Origin of the sequence: Sinorhizobium sp. CB7 (assembly GCF_041357635.1) — a bacterium.
GTDB lineage: Bacteria > Pseudomonadota > Alphaproteobacteria > Rhizobiales > Rhizobiaceae > Rhizobium.
In genome coordinates, this window is the sequence record NZ_JAULLL010000001.1 from 677,699 (window position 1) to 699,786 (window position 22,088).

General features: G+C 59.5%; 20 protein-coding genes. 6 read left to right on the plus strand and 14 right to left on the minus strand.

Going from position 1 to position 22,088, the window contains the following annotated elements; all coding sequences use genetic code 11:
• Nucleotides 1-165: 165 nt before the first annotated feature.
• Complete coding sequence (locus tag AAE029_RS03130; RefSeq protein WP_371071324.1) at nucleotides 166-489, minus strand: DUF2934 domain-containing protein; 324 nt, start codon at nucleotides 487-489, stop codon at nucleotides 166-168.
• Between the two features lie 109 nt (nucleotides 490-598).
• A complete protein-coding gene (locus AAE029_RS03135) occupies nucleotides 599-1,240 on the minus strand; it encodes a UdgX family uracil-DNA binding protein (RefSeq protein WP_371071325.1) in 642 nt (213 codons plus the stop codon).
• 175 nt (nucleotides 1,241-1,415) lie between these two features.
• On the opposite strand from AAE029_RS03135, the gene treZ reads away from it, so the two are divergent.
• From treZ to AAE029_RS03150, 3 genes are all read left to right on the plus strand, one after another.
• Entirely contained in the window at nucleotides 1,416-3,266 is a 1,851-nt protein-coding gene (gene treZ / locus AAE029_RS03140) for a malto-oligosyltrehalose trehalohydrolase (RefSeq protein WP_371071326.1), read from the plus strand.
• A gap of 109 nt (nucleotides 3,267-3,375) precedes the next feature.
• Nucleotides 3,376-4,839: a phospholipase D-like domain-containing protein gene (locus AAE029_RS03145; protein ID WP_371071535.1), complete on the plus strand. Its 1,464-nt coding sequence runs from the start codon at nucleotides 3,376-3,378 to the stop codon at nucleotides 4,837-4,839.
• A gap of 111 nt (nucleotides 4,840-4,950) precedes the next feature.
• Nucleotides 4,951-5,772: an endonuclease/exonuclease/phosphatase family protein gene (locus tag AAE029_RS03150; RefSeq protein ID WP_371071327.1), complete on the plus strand. Its 822-nt coding sequence runs from the start codon at nucleotides 4,951-4,953 to the stop codon at nucleotides 5,770-5,772.
• 7 nt (nucleotides 5,773-5,779) lie between these two features.
• On the opposite strand, the gene AAE029_RS03155 is transcribed toward AAE029_RS03150, so the two are convergent.
• The 12 genes from AAE029_RS03155 to kdpF all read right to left on the minus strand — a co-directional run bounded on the left by AAE029_RS03155 (nucleotide 5,780) and on the right by kdpF (nucleotide 18,541).
• The gene (locus AAE029_RS03155) at nucleotides 5,780-6,826 is read right to left on the minus strand and encodes a sulfate/molybdate ABC transporter ATP-binding protein (RefSeq protein ID WP_371071328.1); all 1,047 of its coding nucleotides are present in this window, start codon (nucleotides 6,824-6,826) and stop codon (nucleotides 5,780-5,782) included.
• Nucleotides 6,827-6,837: 11 nt separating this feature from the next.
• Nucleotides 6,838-7,713, minus strand: a complete 876-nt coding sequence (gene cysW, locus AAE029_RS03160; protein ID WP_371071329.1) for a sulfate ABC transporter permease subunit CysW — start codon at nucleotides 7,711-7,713, stop codon at nucleotides 6,838-6,840.
• Nucleotides 7,703-8,560 carry a sulfate ABC transporter permease subunit CysT gene (gene cysT / locus AAE029_RS03165; protein ID WP_371071330.1) on the minus strand — a complete coding sequence of 286 codons (858 nt, stop codon included), beginning with the start codon at nucleotides 8,558-8,560 and terminating at the stop codon, nucleotides 7,703-7,705. The genes cysW and cysT overlap by 11 nt, the downstream gene beginning before the upstream one ends.
• Before the next feature lie 7 nt (nucleotides 8,561-8,567).
• Complete coding sequence (locus tag AAE029_RS03170; RefSeq protein WP_371071331.1) at nucleotides 8,568-9,593, minus strand: sulfate ABC transporter substrate-binding protein; 1,026 nt, start codon at nucleotides 9,591-9,593, stop codon at nucleotides 8,568-8,570.
• Nucleotides 9,594-9,761: 168 nt separating this feature from the next.
• Nucleotides 9,762-10,217 (minus strand): PTS sugar transporter subunit IIA, encoded by a 456-nt coding sequence (locus AAE029_RS03175; RefSeq protein ID WP_371071332.1) that lies wholly within the window; start codon nucleotides 10,215-10,217, stop codon nucleotides 9,762-9,764.
• A gap of 91 nt (nucleotides 10,218-10,308) precedes the next feature.
• A complete protein-coding gene (locus AAE029_RS03180; RefSeq protein ID WP_371071333.1) occupies nucleotides 10,309-11,001 on the minus strand; it encodes a response regulator transcription factor in 693 nt (230 codons plus the stop codon).
• Entirely contained in the window at nucleotides 10,998-13,709 is a 2,712-nt protein-coding gene (locus AAE029_RS03185; RefSeq protein ID WP_371071334.1) for a DUF4118 domain-containing protein, read from the minus strand. The genes AAE029_RS03180 and AAE029_RS03185 overlap by 4 nt, the downstream gene beginning before the upstream one ends.
• A 62-nt stretch (nucleotides 13,710-13,771) precedes the next feature.
• Nucleotides 13,772-14,341 (minus strand): potassium-transporting ATPase subunit KdpC, encoded by a 570-nt coding sequence (gene kdpC, locus AAE029_RS03190; protein ID WP_371071335.1) that lies wholly within the window; start codon nucleotides 14,339-14,341, stop codon nucleotides 13,772-13,774.
• Nucleotides 14,342-14,352: 11 nt separating this feature from the next.
• Nucleotides 14,353-16,443, minus strand: coding sequence for a potassium-transporting ATPase subunit KdpB (kdpB, locus tag AAE029_RS03195; RefSeq protein ID WP_371071336.1), 2,091 nt, complete (start codon nucleotides 16,441-16,443; stop codon nucleotides 14,353-14,355).
• Nucleotides 16,444-16,491: 48 nt separating this feature from the next.
• Nucleotides 16,492-16,653, minus strand: coding sequence for a hypothetical protein (locus AAE029_RS03200; RefSeq protein WP_371071337.1), 162 nt, complete (start codon nucleotides 16,651-16,653; stop codon nucleotides 16,492-16,494).
• Between the two features lie 11 nt (nucleotides 16,654-16,664).
• Complete coding sequence (gene kdpA / locus AAE029_RS03205; RefSeq protein WP_371071338.1) at nucleotides 16,665-18,368, minus strand: potassium-transporting ATPase subunit KdpA; 1,704 nt, start codon at nucleotides 18,366-18,368, stop codon at nucleotides 16,665-16,667.
• An 83-nt stretch (nucleotides 18,369-18,451) separates the two neighbouring features.
• On the minus strand, nucleotides 18,452-18,541 hold the full coding sequence (gene kdpF / locus AAE029_RS03210) for a K(+)-transporting ATPase subunit F (protein ID WP_371071339.1): 90 nt from the start codon (nucleotides 18,539-18,541) through the stop codon (nucleotides 18,452-18,454).
• Nucleotides 18,542-19,268: 727 nt separating this feature from the next.
• Between kdpF and AAE029_RS03215 the strand changes: the two genes are divergently transcribed.
• From AAE029_RS03215 to AAE029_RS03225, 3 genes are all read left to right on the plus strand, one after another.
• Nucleotides 19,269-19,859 (plus strand): invasion associated locus B family protein, encoded by a 591-nt coding sequence (locus AAE029_RS03215; RefSeq protein ID WP_371071340.1) that lies wholly within the window; start codon nucleotides 19,269-19,271, stop codon nucleotides 19,857-19,859.
• A 12-nt stretch (nucleotides 19,860-19,871) separates the two neighbouring features.
• Nucleotides 19,872-21,605: a ShlB/FhaC/HecB family hemolysin secretion/activation protein gene (locus tag AAE029_RS03220; protein WP_371071341.1), complete on the plus strand. Its 1,734-nt coding sequence runs from the start codon at nucleotides 19,872-19,874 to the stop codon at nucleotides 21,603-21,605.
• A gap of 76 nt (nucleotides 21,606-21,681) precedes the next feature.
• A complete protein-coding gene (locus AAE029_RS03225) occupies nucleotides 21,682-22,077 on the plus strand; it encodes a hypothetical protein (RefSeq protein WP_371071536.1) in 396 nt (131 codons plus the stop codon).
• Nucleotides 22,078-22,088: the final 11 nt, after the last annotated feature.

Sequence of the window (22,088 nt, forward strand, 5' to 3'; positions counted from 1 at the left end):
GATTTTGTTCCTGCCACCAACGGCAAGTCACAAAACTTTCATGGAAAAAGCCACGACGATTGATGGTTCCGGAAAGCAAGTAACGGCAGGAAATATAAATTGGACACAAGTAAACAGGGCGCGGGACAACCGCACTCTCCATACACTCACTTTAAGACAATTTAATTACTCTGCGGCTTTTCGAGCCGAAACGCGTTTGGAAGCGGTTGCCGCCTTACCGGCTGGCGCTTTACTGGTTGGCGCTTTGCTGGTTGTGGCCTTGGCAGTTTCCGCCTTACCGTTGGCCGCAGGCGCGGGCGCCTTCCGCGGTGATCGCTTCGCTTTGCTCTTCACGTCCTTGCCGTCGGGCGAGGCCGCTGAGCCTTCGAGCGCTTCACGCTCTTTTCTTGCCTGTTCCCAATGAATCGGATCACGTCCGGCGGGACGCCCCTCTTCCTCCCAAAGAGCGTATGCGCGTTTCCTGATCCACTCTTCCCGTGTTTCTGCCATCGCTGATCTCCCGTCATAACATGCCGCTGTTTAACGCTCGACTTCTCCCAGAGTTCCAGAGGTTTGCCTCAGGTTCAAGAGAAAATAACGGGCGGAGGCAAGAATGACTTCAATCGCGCATAAATGCCCTGATTTTCCGCAGATCGCCTATAAATTGCGCTCGTTTTTGCTCTGCATCGGCCTCGTCGCGAACGCGCAAAAGATAGGAAGGATGGACGGTCACCAGCACTGGCGGCAGGGTGGGAAGATGAACGACATTCCCGCGCTCCTTTGTTACCCGGCTTTTGGGACCAAGCAGCGAATAAACCGCGGTGGCGCCAAGCGCGACGACGAGGGAAGGCTTGAGCAAGTCCAGTTCAGCTCCAAGCCACCATGCGCATCGTTGGATCTCGCCGGCATTGGGTTTGGAATGAAGTCGCCGCTTGCCTCGTATCTGATATTTGAAGTGCTTGACTGCATTGGTCACGTAGCAGCGTGACCGGTCCACGCCGGCTTCATCGAGACAAAGGTCAAGCAGCCGGCCCGCTGGTCCGACGAACGGCCTGCCGGCAATATCCTCCCTGTCCCCCGGCTGCTCGCCGACGAAAACGACCTCGGCGTGCGAGGGACCTTCCCCGAAGACCAACTGGGTGGCGTTGCGATAGAGATCACAGCGCGTGCAATGCTCGGCTTGGTGTCTCAGTTCCGCAAGCGTGGGTGCATTGGCCGTTTCGAGTGCGAATGTCGGACCGATTTTTGGTGTGAGATTCATGGACAAATCCCTGCCATGAGCTACGTCGCACGGTGGTCTCTCCGCAGGAAACCAATGAACCAATCGTTTGTTCCTCGCAGGAGAAGTTTCTAAACTTGGAACAACCCGCTGCGACGCGAATTTTCCCTACTTATGCGAGCTGAAAGCGAACTGAAATAAGTTGTGGAAGGGCGATATGTCGGCAGCAGGCAAGACGAACTCGAATTTCATTTTTCCGCGCAGCTGGGGTGCAGAACTCAGCGATAAGGAAATTGCCAGGTTCCGCCTCTGGGCGCCGAATGTAACGGCCATGGCTGTGCGGATCGACGGTGAAGAACAACCGATGACGGCGGTAAAGGACGGATGGTTTGAGCTCACCGTGGCCGACGTCGGACCGGGAACCAAATACATCTACGTTCTCCCTGACGGCATGACCGTCCCCGATCCTGCCTCACGGGCCCAGGTAAAGGAGGTTCACGGACCGTCGCTGTTGGTCGACCCCACGGCTTTTCGATGGAAGAATGCTGATTGGCGCGGAAGGCCATGGGAAGAGGCAGTTCTCTATGAGCTGCACATCGGTACCTTCACGCCTGAGGGGACTTTCCGAGCGGCAATTGCAAAGCTCCCGCACCTTGCAGCCATCGGTATCACTACTCTTGAAATCATGCCGGTCGCGCAGTTCGGAGGGCGACGAGGCTGGGGTTACGATGGGGTGCTGCATTACGCTCCGCACCCAGCCTATGGATCGCCGGACGATATGAAGGCGTTTGTGGACGCCGCGCACGGCTACGGCATCATGGTGCTCCTTGACGTCGTATATAATCACTTCGGTCCGGAAGGAAATTACCTCGATCGCTATGCGTCCGATTTCTTCCGCAGGGATTTAAAGACTCCCTGGGGCGCCGCGATCAATTTCAGTCAAGATGCGGTTCGGCGATATTTCATCGAGAACGCGCTCTACTGGCTCGGCGAGTTCCATCTGGACGGCCTGCGGCTGGATGCTGTCGAGCAGATCTACGACAATTCGAAGAGGCATATTCTGATGGAGCTGGCGGAAACGCTGCGCTCTTCCTTCACGGATCGCCCTATCCATCTCGTTCTCGAGGATCAGAGAAATCTGGTCAGTCTTCTTGAACGCGACGGCGCCGGGAGGACTGCAGCATATACCGCCGAATGGAATGACGATTTTCATCATGTCGCACATGTGCTCGCCACTGGAGAGGCGGGTGGCCACTATCGCCGCTTTGCCAATCCGCCATGGCAGAGATTGTCGCACGCGCTGCGACACGGCTTCATCTTTCCAGACCACAATGCAGAGCATCCGGAGGTTGTGCCGGAAGTCGACTTTTATCTGCCGCCCACGGCCTTCATCGACTTCCTCCAAAATCATGACCAGATCGGCAATCGCGCGTTCGGCGAACGGCTGACAGCCCTGACGTATCCGCCAATGCTGGAGGCTTTGATGGCGATGCTGCTCTTGTCCCCGCACATTCCTTTTCTCTTCATGGGAGAGGAGTTCGGCGAGACACAGCCGTTCCATTTCTTCTGCGACTGGAGCGACGAATTGGGCGAGGTCGTCTACAAGGCTCGGCTCAAGGAGGTCAAAAGCTTCGGCGAACTGCCCGCTGGCAAGGCCGCAAACGATATGCCTGCGCCGAATGCGCGTTCGACCTTTGAGGATTCAAAACTCCGCTGGAATAAGGCCGATTCCGATGAGGGGCGCAAATGGCTCGATTTCATAGCGAAGCTGATCCATCTGCGGCAGAAGTTCGTGGTCCCGCTCCTTGGCACGGCCAGGATCGTCGAAACCGAAGCACCCGATGCAGAAGAGGGGGTAGTCGCGGTTTCCTGGCTATTTGAGGACGGCAAGCTCGAATTAAGGGCCAATCTGGCCGACAGGCCATTGCCGGCGCCGCCTTTCGAGGGTGCGGCCATATTTTCGCACTTGGGGCCGGCCGATGACGAGCCGGGGGACGGCAGGCTGCCCGCATATTCCGTGGTCGTCGCCGTCGACCCCAAGCATGCAAGCAGAGCCACCATGGCATAGGCTTGTGCCTGGCCTTTTGACGATAGCAGGAGCCAGATTTTAGAGGTACACGCTTTCCGGGTATGCTGCGGCGATTGAAAGCTTTGATTCCGCAGTTATATTCGTGGCTATGCTTGTACTCATATTCACCTATTGGCCGCATATCCTTGCCGTGCTTTCGATTGCAATGGGCGCGGTTGCGGCCATTCATGCGACGATGACCAAGGAGGAAGTGCGCGCCGCGATCGGATGGGTCGGCGTCATCATCCTTTCCCCAATCGTTGGCGCCCTTCTATACGCCATTGCCGGAATCAACCGGATCCGAAGAGCCTCGCTTAGCCTTCAGCGCGACGCACTTTTTGCAAAAGGCGATTCGGATAGGCTTGCAGCCTTCATTGCAGAGCCTGATACAGTGATCAGTCAGTTCGGCCGCCGTTTTGCGGCCCTGCAGACGCTCGGCGACCGGGTCACGCGCTATCCGCTCACCACCGGCAACACCATCGACATGCTGGAATCCGGTGACGATGCCTATGCTGCCATGAAGACGGCTATCGACGGGGCCAAGCGCAGTATTCTGCTCGAAACCTACATATTCGACCGTGATGAGATCGGGCTCAGAATGGCCGATGCGCTCATCGCCGCGGTCAAGCGGGGCGTCGAGGTGCGCGTACTGATCGATGCTGTCGGCGCCCGTTATTCCGTCCCGAGCATCATCGGCTATCTGCGCGAGGGCGATGTTACGGTCGATGTGTTCAACGGCAATGTCATCATGGGACTGCGCCTGCCCTATGCCAATCTCAGAACCCACCGGAAGATCCTGCTTGTTGACGGTAACATCGCTTTCACCGGCGGCATGAACATCCGCAAGGGTTTCACGAACGAGTTTGCCAGTGGGGTCTGCGCGCTGGATACGCATTTCTGCGTGACGGGGCCGGCGGTCGCCGATCTCTTCGACGTTGCGGCGGAGGATTGGCGGTTCACGACAACCGAGTTGCTGCGCGCCGACGCTTGGGGAATCGAACCCCCACAACGGCAGCCCGGAGATCCCGTGATGATGCGCGTTGTTTCGTCCGGGCCGGACCGGAGTGTTGAAACCAACCATAAGGTGCTGATGGGTGCATTCTCCGTCGCGCGCAGTACGATCAGGATCATGTCGCCCTATTTTCTGCCGGACCGCGAGCTCATCAGCGCCCTGGTGACAGCGGCGCGGCGTGGAGTCGAGGTCGACATCGTCGTGCCAGCCGCCAACAACCTTCTGATGGTCGACCGCGCCATGACCGCCCAATTCGACCAGATGGTGAAGAACTATTGCCGCATCTGGCGGGCTACCGGGCCTTTCAATCATTCGAAACTGCTGACGGTCGATGGAGCCTGGGCCTATGTCGGCTCTTCCAATATCGATCCCCGTTCGCTGAGGCTCAATTTCGAGGTCGACATGGAGGTGATGAACGAAGGCTTTGCCGGCGAGATTGACGCTCATATCGAAGAAACGATCAAAACGGCGACCCCTGTGACGCTCCACAGCCTGCGCACGCGGCCCTTCGTCGTCCGGCTGTTCGAGAAGATAGTGTGGCTCGGCTCTCCTTACCTATAGGCGCTTTCAACCGCTTTCGCGGCGACCTGCCATGGCAAGTTCACCACGCGTGGCTATACTGGCTCAGAATACCCATATGGTTTGACATCGGCAGCATAAACGGCAGAACGGATGCACGCGAAGAAAGACAGCCTCCCCGCAAATATTCTGGCCTCGATCAGGAACAGGAAAAATCGCGGAAAGGCTCTAAACACAGCGCGGCCGACCGGCACGCTGATTGCTTCCTACAACGTCCACAAGTGCATCGGCACTGACAGGCGATTCGATCCAGAACGCACCACCAGGGTCATCCACGAAATCGATGCCGACGTGATTGCGCTGCAGGAGGCAGACACCCGCTTCGGAGAGCGCACCGGCATCCTCGATCTCGGCCGGTTGGAACGGGAAACCGGCCTCATCCCGGTGCCGGTCGCCGGCGTCAATAAGGCGCATGGATGGCACGGCAATGTGGTGCTCTTCAAGAAGGGCAAGGTTCGGGACGTGCACCAGATCAAACTGCCAGGCCTGGAACCGCGCGGGGCTCTGGTCGCCGAGATAGACCTTGAGAACGGAAGTTCACTTCGGGTGATCGCCGCCCATTTCGGCCTGCTCCACCGCTCGCGCGCGCAACAGGCGCGCCTGATCGTCGACGTGATGAACAGCAGGCGAGAGACCCCGACCGTGCTGCTCGGCGACCTCAACGAATGGCGCCTGGGCGACCGCTCCTCATTGAACACATTCCAAGCCGTATTCGGCCCGCTCCCACCGGCCGTGCCAAGCTTTCCCTCAGGCCTTCCGATCCTTGCGCTCGACCGCATCGTCGCGAACCGCAAAGGCCTGATTTCAACGGTTCAGGTGCACGACACTCCGCTGGCGCGCGTCGCCTCCGACCATCTGCCGATCAAAGCCGTGGTCGACTTGCAGAAGGTGCGCGAAGCGGCAGAGGCGTCGTAACGTCTCTTCAAGGGGCCTCGCGAAAGAGCCTCCACCGCGTCGGTCGGAAGGCTATGCGGTTCCTGTCGAGCGTGTCGGCCCGGTCGGGCGGCACCTCGATCTCGATATTTGGATAGTTCCGGCCGATATCCACTTCGATATGGCGTGTCCCGGCGACGCGTCGGCTCGCCGTCAGCAGACCGGCAATGCATCCGCCGCAGCCATCGAGCAGCTCGATATCGTGCGGCCGGAAATAGAGCTGTGCCTCGCCGTCCGGCTCGTCACGGATCATGAGCCCGAGCGGCCGGTCCTCGAACCAGATCTCGCCGCCTGCAACACGGACCTTCAAACAGTTGGACTGGCCGATAAAGCCGAATACGAAGGGAGAATTCGGCCGGTCATAGATTTCGTCCGGCGTGCCGACCTGCTCGACCTTGCCCTTACTGAGGACGACGACGCGATCGGCAAGTTCCAGGGCCTCTTCCTGATCGTGGGTGACGAAAACGGTCGTGTGGCCGGTACGATCGTGAATCTCGCGCAGCCACTTGCGCAGATCCTTTCTGACCTGCGCGTCAAGGGCGCCGAACGGTTCATCGAGCAGCAGCACATTCGGTTCAACGGCCATGGCGCGAGCAAGTGCTACGCGCTGACGCTGGCCGCCGGAAAGCTGTGCCGGATAGCGCTTTTCCAACCCGGAAAGCTGCACCAGATCGAGCAATTCGAGCGCCCGTTTGCGAATTTCGATCTTGGGAGGGCGGCGACTGGCATCGCGGACCTTGAGCCCGAAGGCGACATTGTCGAGCACCGTCATATGGCGGAACAGCGCATAGTGCTGGAACACGAAACCGATGTTGCGCTCCTGAACGGTTTTTTTTGACGCATCCTCGTTGCCGAAGAAAATCTGGCCGTCAGTCGGGCTTTCGAGGCCGGCGATCAGGCGCAGCAGTGTTGTCTTGCCCGAACCCGAAGGGCCGAGGAGCGCGATCAACTCGCCGGAGCGAATATCAAGGGACACCTCATGCAGCGCCGGAAAGCGGTCGAATTCCTTGCGCAGATTTTGAACGCGAACTTCCATAAACAATTCCTTCAGTGACGCCGGCTGGCAGCGATTTCCGCGCTGTATTTCAGTTCCAGCAGCGTCTTCAAAACAAGTGTTACGAGCGCAAGCAGCGCAAGCAACGAAGCGACCGCAAAAGCACCGGTAAAATTATACTCGTTATAGAGAATTTCCACCTGCAACGGCATGGTATTGGTCTGCCCGCGGATGTGACCGGACACGACCGAAACGGCGCCGAACTCTCCCATGGCACGCGCATTGCAGAGAAGTACGCCGTAGAGCAGGCCCCATTTGATATTCGGCAGGGTCACATGCCAGAACGTCTGCCAGCCGCTTGCGCCAAGCGAAAGGGCAGCCTCCTCATCGGCGGTGCCCTGTTCCTGCATGAGCGGGATGAGCTCGCGGGCAACGAACGGGAAGGTCACGAACATCGTCGCCAGCACAAGTCCCGGCACGGCAAAGAGGATCTTGATGCCGTGGCTCTGCAGCCAAGGGCCGAGCATAGTATTCGATCCGAAAAGCAGCACGAAAACGAGACCTGACACGACCGGCGAGACCGAAAAGGGCAGGTCGATCAGTGTGGTAAGAAACGCCTTGCCCTTGAATTCGAACTTGGCGATTGCCCAGGCGGCCGCAATCCCGAAGACGAGATTGAGCGGCACGCTGATTCCGGCGACGATCAGGGTCAGCCGGATTGCGGAGAGTGTTTCGGGATCCTGCAGCGCGGTGAAGAACTCAGTCGCACCCTTGCGGAATGCCTCGACGAAGACGGCTGCGAGCGGCAGAAGCAGGATCAGGGCAAGGAATGTCAGCGACAGGACGATCAGGGTCCAGCGCGCGATCCTTTTCTCAGTGACGGCCGAGTGAACCTTGACGGTAGCGGGAGCGGTTGCCTCATGTGCCATAGCCATACCTCCGCCTGCTCCAGGACTGTATGAGATTGATGACGAGCAGCATGATGAATGAGATGACGAGCATTATCGCCGCGATTGCCGTGGCCGCCGGATAGTTGAACTCCTCCAGCCGGATGACGATCAGAAGCGGCGCTATTTCCGAGACATAGGGAAGATTGCCGGCGATGAAGATGACTGAGCCATATTCGCCGACGGCCCGCGCAAAAGCCAAGGCGAAGCCGGTCAGCACCGCAGGGGCGAGCCCCGGCAGCAATACCCGCGTGATCGTCTGCAGGCGCGTGGCGCCGAGGGTCGCCGCGGCCTCCTCGACTTCCTTGTCGATCTCTTCCATCACAGGCTGCACCGTCCGCACGATGAAAGGCAGGCCGACGAAGATCAGCGCGACCACGATCCCCGCCGGGGTGAAGGCGATCTTGATGCCGAGCGGTGTCAGGAACTGGCCGATCCAGCCGTTCGGTGCGTAGAGTGTCGTCAGCGCAATGCCGGCAACAGCCGTGGGAAGCGCGAAGGGCAGATCCACCATGGCATCGATGACGCGCTTGCCAAAGAAGCGATAGCGTACGAGGACCCAGGCAAGCATCACGCCGAAGACGGCATTGATGCAGGCGGCGATAAAAGCTGCGCCAAAGCTGATGCGGAGCGCATTCAATGTGCGCGGATCGAGCGCAATCGACCAGAATTTCTCCCAGCCAAGTGCGCTCGACCGCCAGGCAAGGCCTGAAAGCGGGATCAGGATAAGAAGGGTGAGCCAGGTCAAGGTAAGGCCGAGCGCCATTCCGAAGCCCGGAATGACGCTCGGCTGCCTGAACCGCCACCGCGTGCGGCTATCGGTGCTCATAAGGAGATTATTGGCCCGGCTTGTAGATCTGGTCAAATATGCCGCCGTCATTGAAGAACTTCGGCTGCGCCTGGCTCCAGCCGCCGAAATCGTCGATGGTTGCGAGCTTCAGGTTCTGGAAGCGGGCGATATCGGCCTTTTCGGCCGCTTCGGGCTTGAACGGCCGGTAATAGTGCTTGGCCGCGATCTTCTGGCCTTCGTCGGAATAGAGGTATTGCAGGTAGGCTTCCGCCACCTTGCGCGTTCCCTTAGCATCGACGTTGCCATCGACGACGGCAACCGGGGGATCGGCCCTGATCGAAACGGAGGGCGTTACGATCTCGAAGCTGTCGGGACCGAGTTCCTCGAGCGAAAGATAGGCTTCGTTTTCCCAGGCGAGTAGGACGTCGCCGAGGCCGCGTTGGACGAAAGTGGTGGTCGCGCCGCGTGCGCCGGTATCGAGTACGGGAACATGCTTGAAGAGCTTTGCCACGTAATCCTGCGCCTTGGCATCGTCACCGCCATTGGCCTGTTTCGCCCAGGCCCACGCTGCCAGGACGTTCCAGCGCGCCCCGCCGGAGGTCTTCGGGTTCGGCGTGATGACCTGGACATCATCCTTGATCAGGTCGCCCCAGTCCTTGATGCCCTTGGGATTGCCCTTCCGGACAAGGAAAACGATGGTGGAGGTATATGGCGTGCTATTGTTTGGGAGTTTGCTCTTCCAGTCGGCCGGGATCTTGCCCGTGGCCTTTGCAATCGCATTGATGTCGCCTTCCAGCGCCAATGTGACAACATCCGCATCAAGACCGTCGATGACCGAGCGGGCCTGCGCTCCGGAACCGCCGTGGGAGGTCTGGATCGTTACCGTTTCACCGGTGTCCTGTTTCCATTTCGCTGCAAACGCAGCGTTGAAATCCTTGTATAATTCCCTCGTTGGGTCATAGGACACGTTAAGAAGCGTGGAATCCGCAAGGGCCGGGGCCAGGCTTGCGAGATGAAAACTTCCCGCAAGCAGGGCTGCTGCCAGCAGCCTCGAGATGCGAATTGATTGCATGGTGACCTCCTTCGTTTATACTTTAACTCTATCAAGTTGGTCGTATAATGTAACGAAGATCGTTCCGGTTCCACGCAGCCTCTTAGAATCTCATTCCATAGAATCGACGAAATTGAAATCGCGTTGCCGGTCGTTGGCCGCCGTTAAATACGCAGGCGCCGAACTTGTCTATCGAAGCTGGTCTGCGATGAAGGTCGAATAAAGCTCGTCGGCGCTTTTCGCCTGCCGCATGGCGGCAAGAACGCCTTCCGCCTGCAGCCGCCGTGCGATCGCCGCAAGCACGTTCAGGTATTCGCTGCGGCTGTTCTCGCCGAAAAGGAGGACGAAGGCGAGGTCCGTCGGGACGTCGTCAATTGCGTCGAAATCAAGCGGCTGGGCGAAACGGATCAGCAAGCCTTGCGGGCTTTCCAGCCCAGGCATCGCGGCATGCGGGACGGCAATGCCGTTGCCGATTCCGGTCGAGCCGAGCTTTTCACGCGCTTCCAGGACGCCGAAGACGATATTTTCATCCAGACCGAAGGAATGCGCCGCCCTGGATGCGATCTGGTGAAGAGCGCGCCACTTACTGGGCGCGGATATGTCGATAAAGACATGCTCGGGCAAAATGATCTTCGAAAGGTCCATTGTCTTGCTCGCTTGGTTTGATCAGCGGGACGCACCAGCAATCCGGCGCTTGAGGCGCAGGTCCAATGCCGCGACCTGACCCGAACTGATGTCAGTCCGGTTCACGTAACCGATAGCCGACACCGGTTTCCGTCGTGATATATTGCGGCTGGTCCGGTATCTGCTCGACCTTCTGGCGAAGCTGGCGGACATAGACGCGCAGATACTGCACGTCTGCCGCCGCACCCCAAACCTGTTTCAGCAGGAATTGGTGGGTGAGAACCTTTCCCGCATGCTGGGCAAGCACGCGCAGAATGTCATACTCCTTGGGCGACAGCTTGATCTCCTTGCCGTCGACCTTGACGATTCGCTTGACAAGGTCGATCGAGAGCCCGCCGGTCTGGAAGATCGGTTTCTCACCCTGCTGCTGCAACCGGTGGCGCAACGCCACGCGAATGCGCGCGCCGAGTTCGTTTATGCCGAAAGGCTTGGTGACGTAATCATCGGCGCCAGTTTCGAGCGCCTTGACGATCCCCGCCTCATCCGTGCGGCTCGACAGGATGACAACCGGCATCTGCAGGCCATCCTCGCGCCATTCCTGCAGCAGGTCATGGCCCGGCTTGTCCGGCAAGCCAAGGTCGAGAACGATGAGATCGGGCTGCTCGCCCTTGACCGCCTCTCGGGCAACGGCGGCATTCGGCGCTTCGCTGACGGCATAGCCTTGGGCACTCAGCCCCACGCGAAGGAGCTTGCGGATTGGGGGCTCGTCGTCGACGACAAGTATTTTCACGGCTGAACCGATCATTTGAGTTCATCCAATTTTGGAACATCGTTGGGTTTTGGCAGGCGTATGGTGAAGACTGCGCCTGAACCTCCGACCCGGTTTCCCGCTGCAATCGTTCCGCCCATGGCTTCGATGAAGCCGCGGCAGATCGATAGTCCAAGGCCAGTCCCGGCACGAACCTGGTCTCCCTTGCGTACGCGGTAGAACGTATCGAAGATGCGACCGAGGTCGGCGGCCGGAATCCCGGGGCCTTCGTCGGAGACCTCGAAGATCACCTGTTCGGCATCGGCCCAACCTTCAATGCGGATGGTGGATCCTTCGGGGGAATATTTTGCGGCATTGTCGAGCAGATTGAAGAATACCTGTTCGAAAAGAACCGGATCGACGCGCACCATCGGCAGATCGAGAGGGATCGTCACCTCCGTCTTATGGTGAGCGAGAATTTTGGCGCCGCGGCGCAAAGCGCTGCCGACGATGTCGCCGGCATAATGCAGTGCATAGTTCGGTTCCATCGCGCCGGACTCGATCTTCGTCATGTCGAGCAAATTGGCGATGAACCGGTTGAGCCGCTCGGATTCGTCGATGACAGTCGAAAGCAGGTCGACACGATCCTCCTCCGGCATGGAATCGATATAATCCCTCAGCGTTCCCGCCGCGCCGAGGATGGCTGCAAGCGGCGTCTTGAGGTCATGGGAGATCGAGGTGAGCAGGGCGGATCGCAACCGGTCGGCTTCGACGGCCAATTTGGCACGGTCGACATCGGCGACGAGCTGCACGCGTTCGATCGCAAGTGCCGCCTGATCTGCCAGCGCGTCGAGCAGCCGCTGCTGTTCGGGTGTGAGCAAGGGGCCTTCCCTGCGATCGCTGTCCAGTCCTATGACGCCGACGGCGGTGCGGCCGGTGCGCAGCGGCACATAGAGGCGCTTGGCGCCAGGCAAAGTGTCTGCACCCCGGCCGGCGGCATGATTGTGCTCCCATGCCCAGCGGGCGGCGGCGATGTCGGCATCATCGAGTGTGTCGTCCGGCGGATAGCCCGCCTTGACGGCAATGGTATCGCCCTCGGGCAGAAGCAGGACGACGCGCACCTTGAGCATGGAAGCGAGCTGGAAGGCGGTTGCCCAGAGAACATCGTCGAGCGTGCCGGTACCGGCGAGTTTTTTCGAGAAGAGGTAAAGATCTTCCGTCGTGCGGGCACGCTGGCGCGCGGCGGCGGCCTGCCGCTGCACGGTTGCCGTCAGGTTGCTGGCGATCACGGCGACGCCAAGGAAGAAGAGGAGCGCAAGCACACTTTCCGGATCGCTGATCGTCAATGTGTAGCGCGGCGGCAAAAAGAAGAAATTGAAGGAGAGCGCGCTCAGGATGCAGGCATAGAGCGCCGGACGCAGGCCGTGAATGACGGCCGAAGTCAGCACTGCCATCAGGAAGACAAGCGCAAGATTGCGGACGTCCAGCACCTGATCGAGCACGATGCCTGCGGCAAGGCCGACGGCCACATAGAGCGTTGAGAGCAGATAGGCGCGAAGCCGGAACGGCGGGGGAGTGGCCGCGGTCTTCACGCCCCGGACAACAGATGTGGGATCCTTCTCGTTTCCGGAAATGACATGGACGCTGATTTCGCCCGCCCTGCGGATCAGTTCATCGGGGATCGAACGTTGGAACCATTGCCGCCAGTCGTGGCTCTTCGGCGAGCCAATCACGATATGTGTGACGTTGTTTGCGATCGCATGCCGCAGCAGCTCTTCCGACACGTCGCGCCCCGGAATGGTGATCGCTTCGCCACCGAGCTGCTCCGCCAGCCTCAAGGTCGCCGCGATCGTGTCGCGCTGCGCCTCCGTCAGATTGATGGAGCGATTTGTCTCGACATAGACGGCGGCCCAGGGGCCGCGAAGTCTCGACGCCATGCGGGAGGCATAGCGCACGAGGGACGCACAGCGCGCATGGTGATCGATCGAGACCAGAACGCGGTCGCCCGCGGCCCAAGGCCCTGGGATCGCATGGGCCTGCATATGCGTCAGCAACTGGTCGTCGACGCGCTGGGCGGTCTTGCGCAGCGCCAGCTCGCGCAGCGCCGTCAGATTGCCGGGTGTGAAATAGTTGGTAAGCGCCCGCTCCGCGGTCTTCGGCACATAGACCTTGCCGTCGTGAAGGCGCTTGATGAGATCGTCCGGCGTGAGGTCGATGATCTCGACATCATCAGCCAGGTCGATGATGGAATCGGGCACCGTCTCGCGCACGCGAATGCGGGTGATCTGCGAGACCACGTCGTTGAGACTTTCGACATGCTGGATATTCAGCGTCGTATAGACATCGATGCCGCGATCAAGCAGTTCCCTGACATCGAGGTAGCGCTTCGGATGGCGGCTGCCTTCCGCATTGGTATGGGCAAGTTCGTCGACCAGCACCAGATCCGGCCTGCGGGCGAGAATGGCGTCGATATCCATCTCTTCAAGAAGGCGGCCCTTGTAGTGCACCTGCTTGCGCGGAATGATCTCGAAACCATCGAGCAGGGCCTGGGTTTCACGACGGCCGTGCGTCTCGACGACGCCGACCACGACGTCGAAGCCATCGGCCATCTTCGCCCGCCCGGAAACAAGCATTTCGTAGGTTTTTCCGACGCCGGGCGCGGCGCCGAGAAAGATCTTCAGACGGCCGCGCATTTCCTGCCGGGCTTTCTCGAGCAGTGCGTCCGGCGAGGGTCTGCCGGTCGGTTCGCGGCTATCGTCTGACATCCACACGATCTTTCTTCATCGGCCAGCCCCGAAACCGATTGCGGGATTCCGGGGCTGCAACCTTATTCAGTCATAGAAGCATCGAGGCTCTGGTTCAACGCGAGAACGTTGACGACAGGTTCCCCAAGGATGCCCAGTTCGCGCCCTTCGACCGCGGCATCGACAAGGGCGCGCACCTTGGCCTCATCCATACCGCGCGCCTTGGCGACGCGCGGAACCTGGAAATAGGCAGCTTCCGGCGAAATATCCGGATCGAGACCGCTGCCCGACGCCGTGACGAGGTCGACCGGAACTTCGGCGGTCGGGTTCGTAGCCTTTGCGGCATCGTAATCGGTCTTCACCCGGTCGATCAGCTTCTGGCTGGTCGGACCAAGGTTGGAGCCGCTGGAGCTGGCGGCATTATAGCCATCGCCGGCAGCCGACGGGCGACCGTGGAAATAGCGGTCACTGGTGAAGGCCTGGCCGATCAGCTTCGAGCCGATCACCTGACCGTCCTTTTCGACGAGGCTGCCGTTTGCCTGATAGGGGAAGATGGCCTGTGCGATGCCGGTCATTCCGATGGGATAGATCAGGCCGGTGATGGCAGTAGTGGCAACGATCATGACGATTGCCGGGCGTATTTGGTTCAACATGGAATGTCTCCTTAAGCGAGGCCGATCGCCGTGATGACGACGTCTATCGCCTTGATGCCGATGAAGGGCACGATGATGCCGCCAACGCCGTAGATCAGCAGGTTGCGGCTCAGAAGTGCGCCGGCGCCGATCGGACGATACCGCACACCTTTCAGCGAGAGCGGAATGAGGGCGATGATGATCAGCGCATTGAAGATGATCGCCGACAGGATAGCGCTTTGCGGCGTTGCAAGGCCCATGATGTTCAGCGCGCTGAGCTGCGGGTAGAAGGTCAGGAACATCGCCGGGATGATGGCGAAGTATTTCGCGATATCGTTGGCGATTGAGAAGGTCGTCAACGCGCCGCGTGTCATCAGCAACTGCTTGCCGATTTCCACAATCTCGATGAGCTTCGTCGGGTCGCTGTCGAGATCGACCATGTTGCCGGCTTCGCGGGCCGCGACCGTGCCGGTGTTCATGGCGACACCGACATCGGCCTGGGCAAGAGCGGGAGCGTCGTTCGTGCCATCGCCGCACATGGCAACAAGCTTCCCCTTGGCCTGTTCCTCGCGGATCAGCGACAGCTTGTTTTCCGGCGTCGCCTGGGCAAGGAAGTCGTCGACCCCCGCTTCGGCGGCGATTGCGGCCGCGGTCATCGGGTTGTCGCCGGTGATCATGACAGTACGGATACCCATGCGGCGCAATTCGGCGAAACGCTCGCGAATGCCGCCTTTGACGATGTCCTTGAGCTGGATGACACCGAGCAGGCGTCCATCGCGGGCAACCGCAAGCGGCGTGCCGCCCGACTTGGCGATCTCGTCGGCGATCGCCTGCAGTTCGCGCACGGTCTCGCTGCTGGTCCGCGCCATGACCGTCGAGCCTGCGCCCGAGTTCGCGATTGTGCCGGCATTGACATAGGCAAGCACCGCATCGACGGCACCCTTGCGGATCGACGAGCCTTCAAGGTCGACGCCGCTCATGCGGGTCTGGGCGGTGAAGGGCACGAAGGTGGCCTTCAGGCTTGCCATGTCGCGGCCACGGATCGAATATCTTTCCTTGGCGAGAACGACGATGGAACGACCTTCGGGTGTTTCGTCGGCAAGCGAGGCGAGCTGCGCGGCATCCGCCAGTTCCTGTTCGGATACGCCCTTGGCCGGAAGGAACGCCGTTGCCTGACGGTTGCCGAGCGTGATCGTGCCGGTCTTGTCGAGCAGCAGCGTATCGACGTCGCCTGCCGCTTCCACGGCGCGGCCGGACATTGCGAGCACGTTGAAGCGCACGAGGCGGTCCATGCCGGCAATACCGATTGCGGAAAGAAGGGCGCCGATGGTGGTCGGGATCAGCGTCACGAAAAGTGCGACGAGGACGATGATCGGGATCGCGCCGCCGGCATAGGTCGCAAAGCTCGGGATCGTCGCGGTGGCCAGCACGAATATCAGCGTCATGCCGGCAAGCAGGATGTTGAGCGCGATCTCGTTCGGCGTCTTCTGGCGTTCGGCACCTTCGACGAGTGCGATCATGCGATCGAGGAAGGTCGAGCCGGCGGCCGCCGTGATGCGGACGCGGATCCAATCGGAGAGCACCTGGGTGCCCCCGGTCACAGCCGAGCGGTCACCGCCGGATTCACGAATGACAGGGGCGGATTCGCCGGTGATCGCAGCTTCGTTGACTGAAGCGATGCCTTCCACAACTTCGCCGTCGGACGGGATGATGTCACCTGCTTCGACGAGGACGAGATCGCCGACCTTCAGGCTTGTGCCGGGGACGAGCTTGTAGCCCGTGCCGTTATTGGCGGAAAGCAGCTTGGCCTGGGTTTCCGAACGCGCCTTGCGCAGCGAGTCCGCCTGGGCCTTGCCGCGGCCCTCGGCCACGGCTTCCGCGAAGTTGGCAAAAAGGACGGTAAACCAGAGCCAGATGTTGATCTGGAAGGAGAAACCGAGATTGCCGCCGCCCGTCGCGAGATCGCGGAGGAACAGGATGGTCGTGAGTGCCGAAACCGTGGCTACGACGAACATGACCGGGTTTCTGGCGAGAGTCCGAGGGTTCAGCTTCTTGAAGGCGGCGCCCACGGCCGGAATGAGAATGCGAGAATCCATGATGCTCGCGGATTTTGCCTGGCTCATAAGAGAACTCCAGCTTGAAAAAGAGGACGGCGAAACCGGGAGCTCCGGTCAGCCATGTAAAATTCGAAAGACGGCGTGAGCGACGAGAAGCACGATCATCATCACGAGGACGATATCGGAGGCACGAGCCATCCGTCCCGTCTCACGCCCCGGATATCCGGGGCGTGGATTGAGAAGCCTTCGAAGCCTGGTAACGATAGGCCGCGACATGGCAGTCACTCCTAGAAAGTCTGGCCCGCGATTGCGACCAGGTGTTCGACGACCGGGCCGAGCGCGAGCGCGGGGAAGAAGGTGAGACCGCCAACGATCAGGATCGTGCCCACCAGCAGGCCGACGAAGAGCGGACCATCGGTCGGGAACGTACCGGCCGAGGCGGGGACTGTCTTCTTGGCAACCAGCGAGCCCGCAATGGCGAGCGCCGGGATGATGACCAGGAAGCGTCCCATCAGCATGCCGATGCCGAGCGTGATGTTGTACCAGGGCGTGTTACCGGTGAGGCCGCCGAAAGCCGAGCCGTTGTTCGCAGCAGCGGACGTGTAGGCATAGAGGATTTCGGAGAAACCGTGCGGACCGGCCGTGCCGATCGAGGCGACGGCAGACGGCAGCACGGTGGCGATCGCCGTGAAGACCAGCATGGCGAGCGGCAGGCAGAGAATGGCGAGCACGGCCATCTTCATCTCTTTTGCCTCGATCTTCTTGCCGAGATACTCCGGCGTGCGGCCGACCATCAGACCGGCAACGAAGACGGCGACGATGATGAACAGCAGGATGCCGTAGAAACCTGCGCCGACGCCACCGATGATGACTTCGCCGAGCTGCATGTTGATCAGCGGAATTAGGCCGCCAAGCGCCGTGAAGCTGCCATGCATCGCGTTGACCGCGCCGCAGGAGGCCGCCGTCGTGACGACCGCAAACAACGAGGACAAGACGATGCCGAAGCGGACTTCCTTGCCTTCCATGTTGCCGCCGTTGAGGCCAAAGGCATGCATCAGCGGATTGCCCGCCGCTTCAGCCCAGTAGGTGACGATGACACCGGCGACGAAAAGCACGCCCATCGCGGCAAGAATCGTCCAGCCTTGGCGCTGATTGCCGACCATACGACCGAATACGTTGGTCATTGCTGCGCCGATCGCGAAGATCGAAACCATCTGGATGAGGTTGGAGATCGCATCCGGATTTTCGAAGGGATGGGCGGAGTTGGCGTTGAAGAAGCCGCCGCCGTTCGTGCCGAGCATCTTGATTGCAAGCTGCGATGCAACCGGACCGACGGCAATCGTCTGCTGTGCGCCTTCGAGCGTCGTGGCGTTAACGTAAGGGCCGAGCGTCTGCGGCACGCCAAGATAGACGTAGACCAGCGTCAGCACGATGCAGATCGGCAGGAGAACGTAGAAGGTTGCACGGGTCAAATCGACCCAGAAATTGCCGACCGCCCTGGCCGACGCGCGTGAAAAGGCACGAATGAAGGCGACCGCGATCGCTATGCCGGTCGCGGCCGACACGAAATTCTGGACGGTGAAGCCAGCCATCTGCGTCAGATAGGACATCGAGCTTTCGCCGCCGTAGTTCTGCCAATTGGTGTTGCTGACGAAGCTGACGGCAGTGTTGAAGGAAAGCTCTGGGCCGACCGCGGCCATGCCCGCTGGATTGTACGGCAGAACCGCTTGGAATCGCATGAGCAGGTAAAGGACGATAACGCCAGCCAGATTGAACATCAGTAGCGCGAAGGCATAGGTCGTCCAGTGCTGTTCCTCGCGTTCATTGGTGCCGGCAAGAGCGTAAAGTCCGCGTTCCAGGGGAACGAGGACCGGCGATAGAAAGGTGCGCTCGCCATTGAAGACACGCGTCATGTAGCCGCCGAGCGGTTTGACGAGCGCAATTACGATCCCGCAGAAAATCAGGATCTGAAGCCATCCGTTGAGGGTCATGGGGGTAACTTTCAGTACCCGGCAAGTTCTTGTTCCGGCGCCTTTGCCTTAGGCTGGGAGGAGCTAAGGCGTTGTGCGCGAGATCAGAAGCGCTCGGGGCGAATGAGAGCGTAAGTGAGGTAAACGGTCAGAAACACGGTCACTGCACCGCTGAGAATATAATCGAGCAGCATGGCGGGTATCTCCTTTAGAGACTGTCGCAGGCTTTCGTGTAGGCAAAGCAAAGCACGAAAAACAAAGCACTGATCCCGATGAGAATAATGTCCATCATCGATCGTGACTCCTTGGTTGTTATTTGTCCAGAAGTCAGACAAGACAAAGGGCGCCTTCAGTGAAAGCGCCTTTCATTCTTCCTGGCCTCAGAGATAATCTTGGCGATATCTCGGCATTAATATGCGGCGGAAGCGCATAAAGGTTCGAGAGGATGAATTCTGGAAAGATATAAAAATCCTATAAATGCCAATAAGGACGATCTATCGCCGCACTCTTCCATATAAGGCGCTAGGCGAGGCGTTCCGCCATGCGATCCTCGCGGAACGGTTACGACTTGCAAGCGAGTACGCTTGCCCCTCAAGATCCGACCCAAAGTGACGGCTGTAGCTCACTGAAATCGCTACTGAACATAGCTAAGACCTCGCGTATTGCGGGCATAAACAGCCTCGCGCAAGGACCGCGGTTTTTTATGCCAGCCAAGCATGAAGCGGCTGATGACGCCTCCTCTGGTCGCGCATCATAAATCATCAGCGTCCGACGGTTGAATAAGATCTTTTTCAACGCGAATCGAATTGCCTAACTAAAACTTTACCGTGTTCTAACGGCAAAGTTGCATCAAAATGGGATCGTATGGTTTATGGCAAAATCAAGAACAAGAACTTCCTCAAGTTGCATTTCAGAATAACTATGTTTGCAGCGAGATTCCTTACCACGCCAACGGCGGCATTGCTTTGCCAGGCCATCTTCCTGATGCCCGGCCAATCGCAAGCCCAGGTGCCCGCCGCTGCAAGCCCTGCTGCAACAGCTGACATTCAATCCGAGAAGTTTGACGACTGGTATTATCGTTGCGGTGGCGAGGCCAACGCTCGCACCTGTGAGGTCGCGCAGATCGCGCAGGTCCCCGAGAACGGCAAACCGGTGAATGTCCTGACCTTGGCATTCGCCTTGCCGCCAAACGCTGCCACCGGTCAGTCGCCGAAGAAGGGCAAGGCGGCTCTCACTCTTACTGCCTTGCTGCCGCTCAACGTCTTTCTTCCCAATGGCTTCGCTATCAAGGCCAACGGGAAGACGCTCACCAAACTGGAATACCGCAATTGCAATCAGGCCGGATGCTGGGCGCAACAAAGCCTTGACCAACGCATGCTGACCTCGCTCGCCAAGGGCGGTTCGGCGGAAGGCCTTGTGCGGCTGATGAACGGACAGGATGTCAACATCCGCTTCTCGCTCAAAGGCCTGAAACCCGCATTGGACAAGCTCCAAGGCACACGTAGCAGATAATCGGGTCATATCATGACGATAGTGACTCGACACGCCCCGCTGGCGGGCGTCGCCCTTCTATTGGGCTTCGTCGCCGGCAATCCCACGAAAGCGCAATCACCGGCTGACGAGTTTTCTCGACGGCAGGATCAACAGACGGAAATCCGTAGATTGGACGCACTGAGACGCATAACGCCTGAGGACAAGGCGACAGCTGCCGACGCGCAGGCACCTTCGCCCGCGGCCGGTGATGGCCGTTGCTTCGACATCGAGCATGTCGCGGTCGAGGGTGCCGTGCACGTTCCGGCAGCAAGGATCGCAGCGATCACCAGCCGTTATGAAAACCGTTGCATCGGGCTTGCCGATATCAACGAAATCCTTCGCAGCCTGACGCATCTGTACCTGGACCACGGCTATGTGACATCGCGCGCCTACGTTCCCCAGCAGGACATCAAGGCATCGAAGATGCTGCGGCTGGTCATAGTGGAAGGGACGCTTGCCGACATCTACCTCAACGGCAAGCCCGCGCCCGCGAAGGGCTCGCTGAAGACGGCCTTTCCTGGTCTGAAGGGAAGGATCGCCAATATTCGTGATATCGAGCAGGGCATCGACCAGATCAATCGGCTGTCTTCCAACGACGCCAAGACATCGATGCTTCCAGGCCCCAGGGATGGCACGTCCATCCTCGATGTCAAGAACGAGCCGACGAAACGCTGGCATCTTTCCGTTGCAAACGACAATCTCGGACAGGAAAGCACCGGCTATGCGGAAAGCTCGATCCGGCTTGCGCTCGATGATCTTCTCGACATCAACGACCAGCTTGCATTTTCCTATCAGCGCACCGGTCCCGACTATCCCTGGTCCAGGGACGGCAGGGGAAACAGCAACAGCTACGCGGTCAACGCCAGCATCCCTTACGGCTACTGGACCATCTCGGCGAATGGCTCATGGTATGATTACAGAAGCTCGGTTCCCGGCAATTTCGGGCCGATCGAGACGTCGGGCGATTCCGGACAGTTCGGCATGGGAATCGATCGGGTCCTGCTGCGCGACAAGAACTCCATCACCACAATCAGAACCGGGCTGACCTACAAGCAGACCGACAACTTTCTTCTGGGCAATCGCATCGAAGTCGGCAGCCGCCAGTATAGCGTCGGCAGCATCGGTGTGTCGCATTCGAGACGGATGCTTGGCGGCATCTGGGTCTTTGACGGGACCTACGATCAGGGCCTTGATCTTTTCGACGCCGTCGATGCCGGTGATCCGGGTGCGGGCACCGCCGATCCGCGATTTGCGAAGTTCAGCGCCAACATCAGCGTGACCCAACCGTTCGAGCTTGGCGGCCAGCATTTCGAGGCGGTCTCCCTCGTAAGCGGACAATATTCTCCGGACAACCTCTTCGGCGCCGAGCAAATATCGCTGGGCAGCTACAGCAATGTCCGTGGTTTGCGGGAAAGCGTGCTGTTCGGCAACAACGGCCTCTTTACCCGTAACGAGCTCGTCTGGCGGACGATGCCCTGGGAAAACGACGGCCCTGTCGCGAAGGTTCTCGGAGAACTGCGCCCCTATGTGGGTCTCGACTACGGCCATGTCTATTCCCAGCAGCGTTTCGACATCAGCGGCGGCGATCTCTCCAGCTGGACGATCGGCGCCCGCCTGGTCGGCGGCAACCTCAATCTTGATCTCGGCTATTCCGGCATTCTGGCCAGCAGCGTCGATAGTGACGGTGATGGCCTCTTCTTTGTAACCACTTCGCTTCATTGGTGAATTCAACATGTCAATTGATAGAATGACCATCCAAACCAAAAATCCGCTTCTGCCGCTGCGCTCCGTCGCAGCCGTGATGATCTGCTGTTCGCTGGCGCTCTCGGGCTGCGGCGGGCGGGAGGCTCACCCGATCGCAGCGACGAATGTCGCCGATACTTCTCTGGATTGCGGTGCAATCAAGCGCGAGTTCGATGCGAACGAACGGCAGATCCTGTCGACGGTCAAGGAGCGATCCCAGGCGCAGGGAAAGAACATCATCCTCGGTGCGACAGGCGCTCTGATCTTCTTCCCCGCTCTGTTCTTCATGGACCCGAAGTCCCCCGAGAAGATCGAAATCGATGCCTTGCGCAACAGAAACAACGTGCTGATCGATCTGGCGAAATCGAAGAAATGCCCGGTGCCGCAGTCGCAGCTGGTAGACCTCTACAAGCACCTGGATGGCAAGGTCAGTAAGCCGTCTCCAGACAAGTGATTGATTCCTCA

Bases quoted from the DNA above. Each gene is read 5' to 3' on its own strand.
- kdpA (WP_371071338.1), bottom strand. From the start codon at position 18,368: ATGACCCTCAACGGATGGCTTCAGATCCTGATTTTCTGCGGGATCGTA.
- cysT (WP_371071330.1), bottom strand. From the start codon at position 8,560: ATGAGCACCGATAGCCGCACGCGGTGGCGGTTCAGGCAGCCGAGCGTC.
- AAE029_RS03175 (WP_371071332.1), bottom strand. From the start codon at position 10,217: ATGGACCTTTCGAAGATCATTTTGCCCGAGCATGTCTTTATCGACATA.
- AAE029_RS03135 (WP_371071325.1), bottom strand. From the start codon at position 1,240: ATGAATCTCACACCAAAAATCGGTCCGACATTCGCACTCGAAACGGCC.
- AAE029_RS03180 (WP_371071333.1), bottom strand. From the start codon at position 11,001: ATGATCGGTTCAGCCGTGAAAATACTTGTCGTCGACGACGAGCCCCCA.
- AAE029_RS03200 (WP_371071337.1), bottom strand. From the start codon at position 16,653: ATGTCGCGGCCTATCGTTACCAGGCTTCGAAGGCTTCTCAATCCACGC.
- cysW (WP_371071329.1), bottom strand. From the start codon at position 7,713: ATGGCACATGAGGCAACCGCTCCCGCTACCGTCAAGGTTCACTCGGCC.
- AAE029_RS03155 (WP_371071328.1), bottom strand. From the start codon at position 6,826: ATGGAAGTTCGCGTTCAAAATCTGCGCAAGGAATTCGACCGCTTTCCG.
- AAE029_RS03150 (WP_371071327.1), top strand. From the start codon at position 4,951: ATGCACGCGAAGAAAGACAGCCTCCCCGCAAATATTCTGGCCTCGATC.
- AAE029_RS03185 (WP_371071334.1), bottom strand. From the start codon at position 13,709: ATGTCAGACGATAGCCGCGAACCGACCGGCAGACCCTCGCCGGACGCA.
- AAE029_RS03145 (WP_371071535.1), top strand. From the start codon at position 3,376: ATGCTTGTACTCATATTCACCTATTGGCCGCATATCCTTGCCGTGCTT.
- AAE029_RS03130 (WP_371071324.1), bottom strand. From the start codon at position 489: ATGGCAGAAACACGGGAAGAGTGGATCAGGAAACGCGCATACGCTCTT.
- treZ (WP_371071326.1), top strand. From the start codon at position 1,416: ATGTCGGCAGCAGGCAAGACGAACTCGAATTTCATTTTTCCGCGCAGC.
- kdpF (WP_371071339.1), bottom strand. From the start codon at position 18,541: ATGCTGCTCGATTATATTCTCAGCGGTGCAGTGACCGTGTTTCTGACC.
- AAE029_RS03170 (WP_371071331.1), bottom strand. From the start codon at position 9,593: ATGCAATCAATTCGCATCTCGAGGCTGCTGGCAGCAGCCCTGCTTGCG.
- AAE029_RS03220 (WP_371071341.1), top strand. From the start codon at position 19,872: ATGACGATAGTGACTCGACACGCCCCGCTGGCGGGCGTCGCCCTTCTA.
- kdpB (WP_371071336.1), bottom strand. From the start codon at position 16,443: ATGAGCCAGGCAAAATCCGCGAGCATCATGGATTCTCGCATTCTCATT.
- AAE029_RS03215 (WP_371071340.1), top strand. From the start codon at position 19,269: ATGTTTGCAGCGAGATTCCTTACCACGCCAACGGCGGCATTGCTTTGC.
- kdpC (WP_371071335.1), bottom strand. From the start codon at position 14,341: ATGTTGAACCAAATACGCCCGGCAATCGTCATGATCGTTGCCACTACT.
- AAE029_RS03225 (WP_371071536.1), top strand. From the start codon at position 21,682: ATGATCTGCTGTTCGCTGGCGCTCTCGGGCTGCGGCGGGCGGGAGGCT.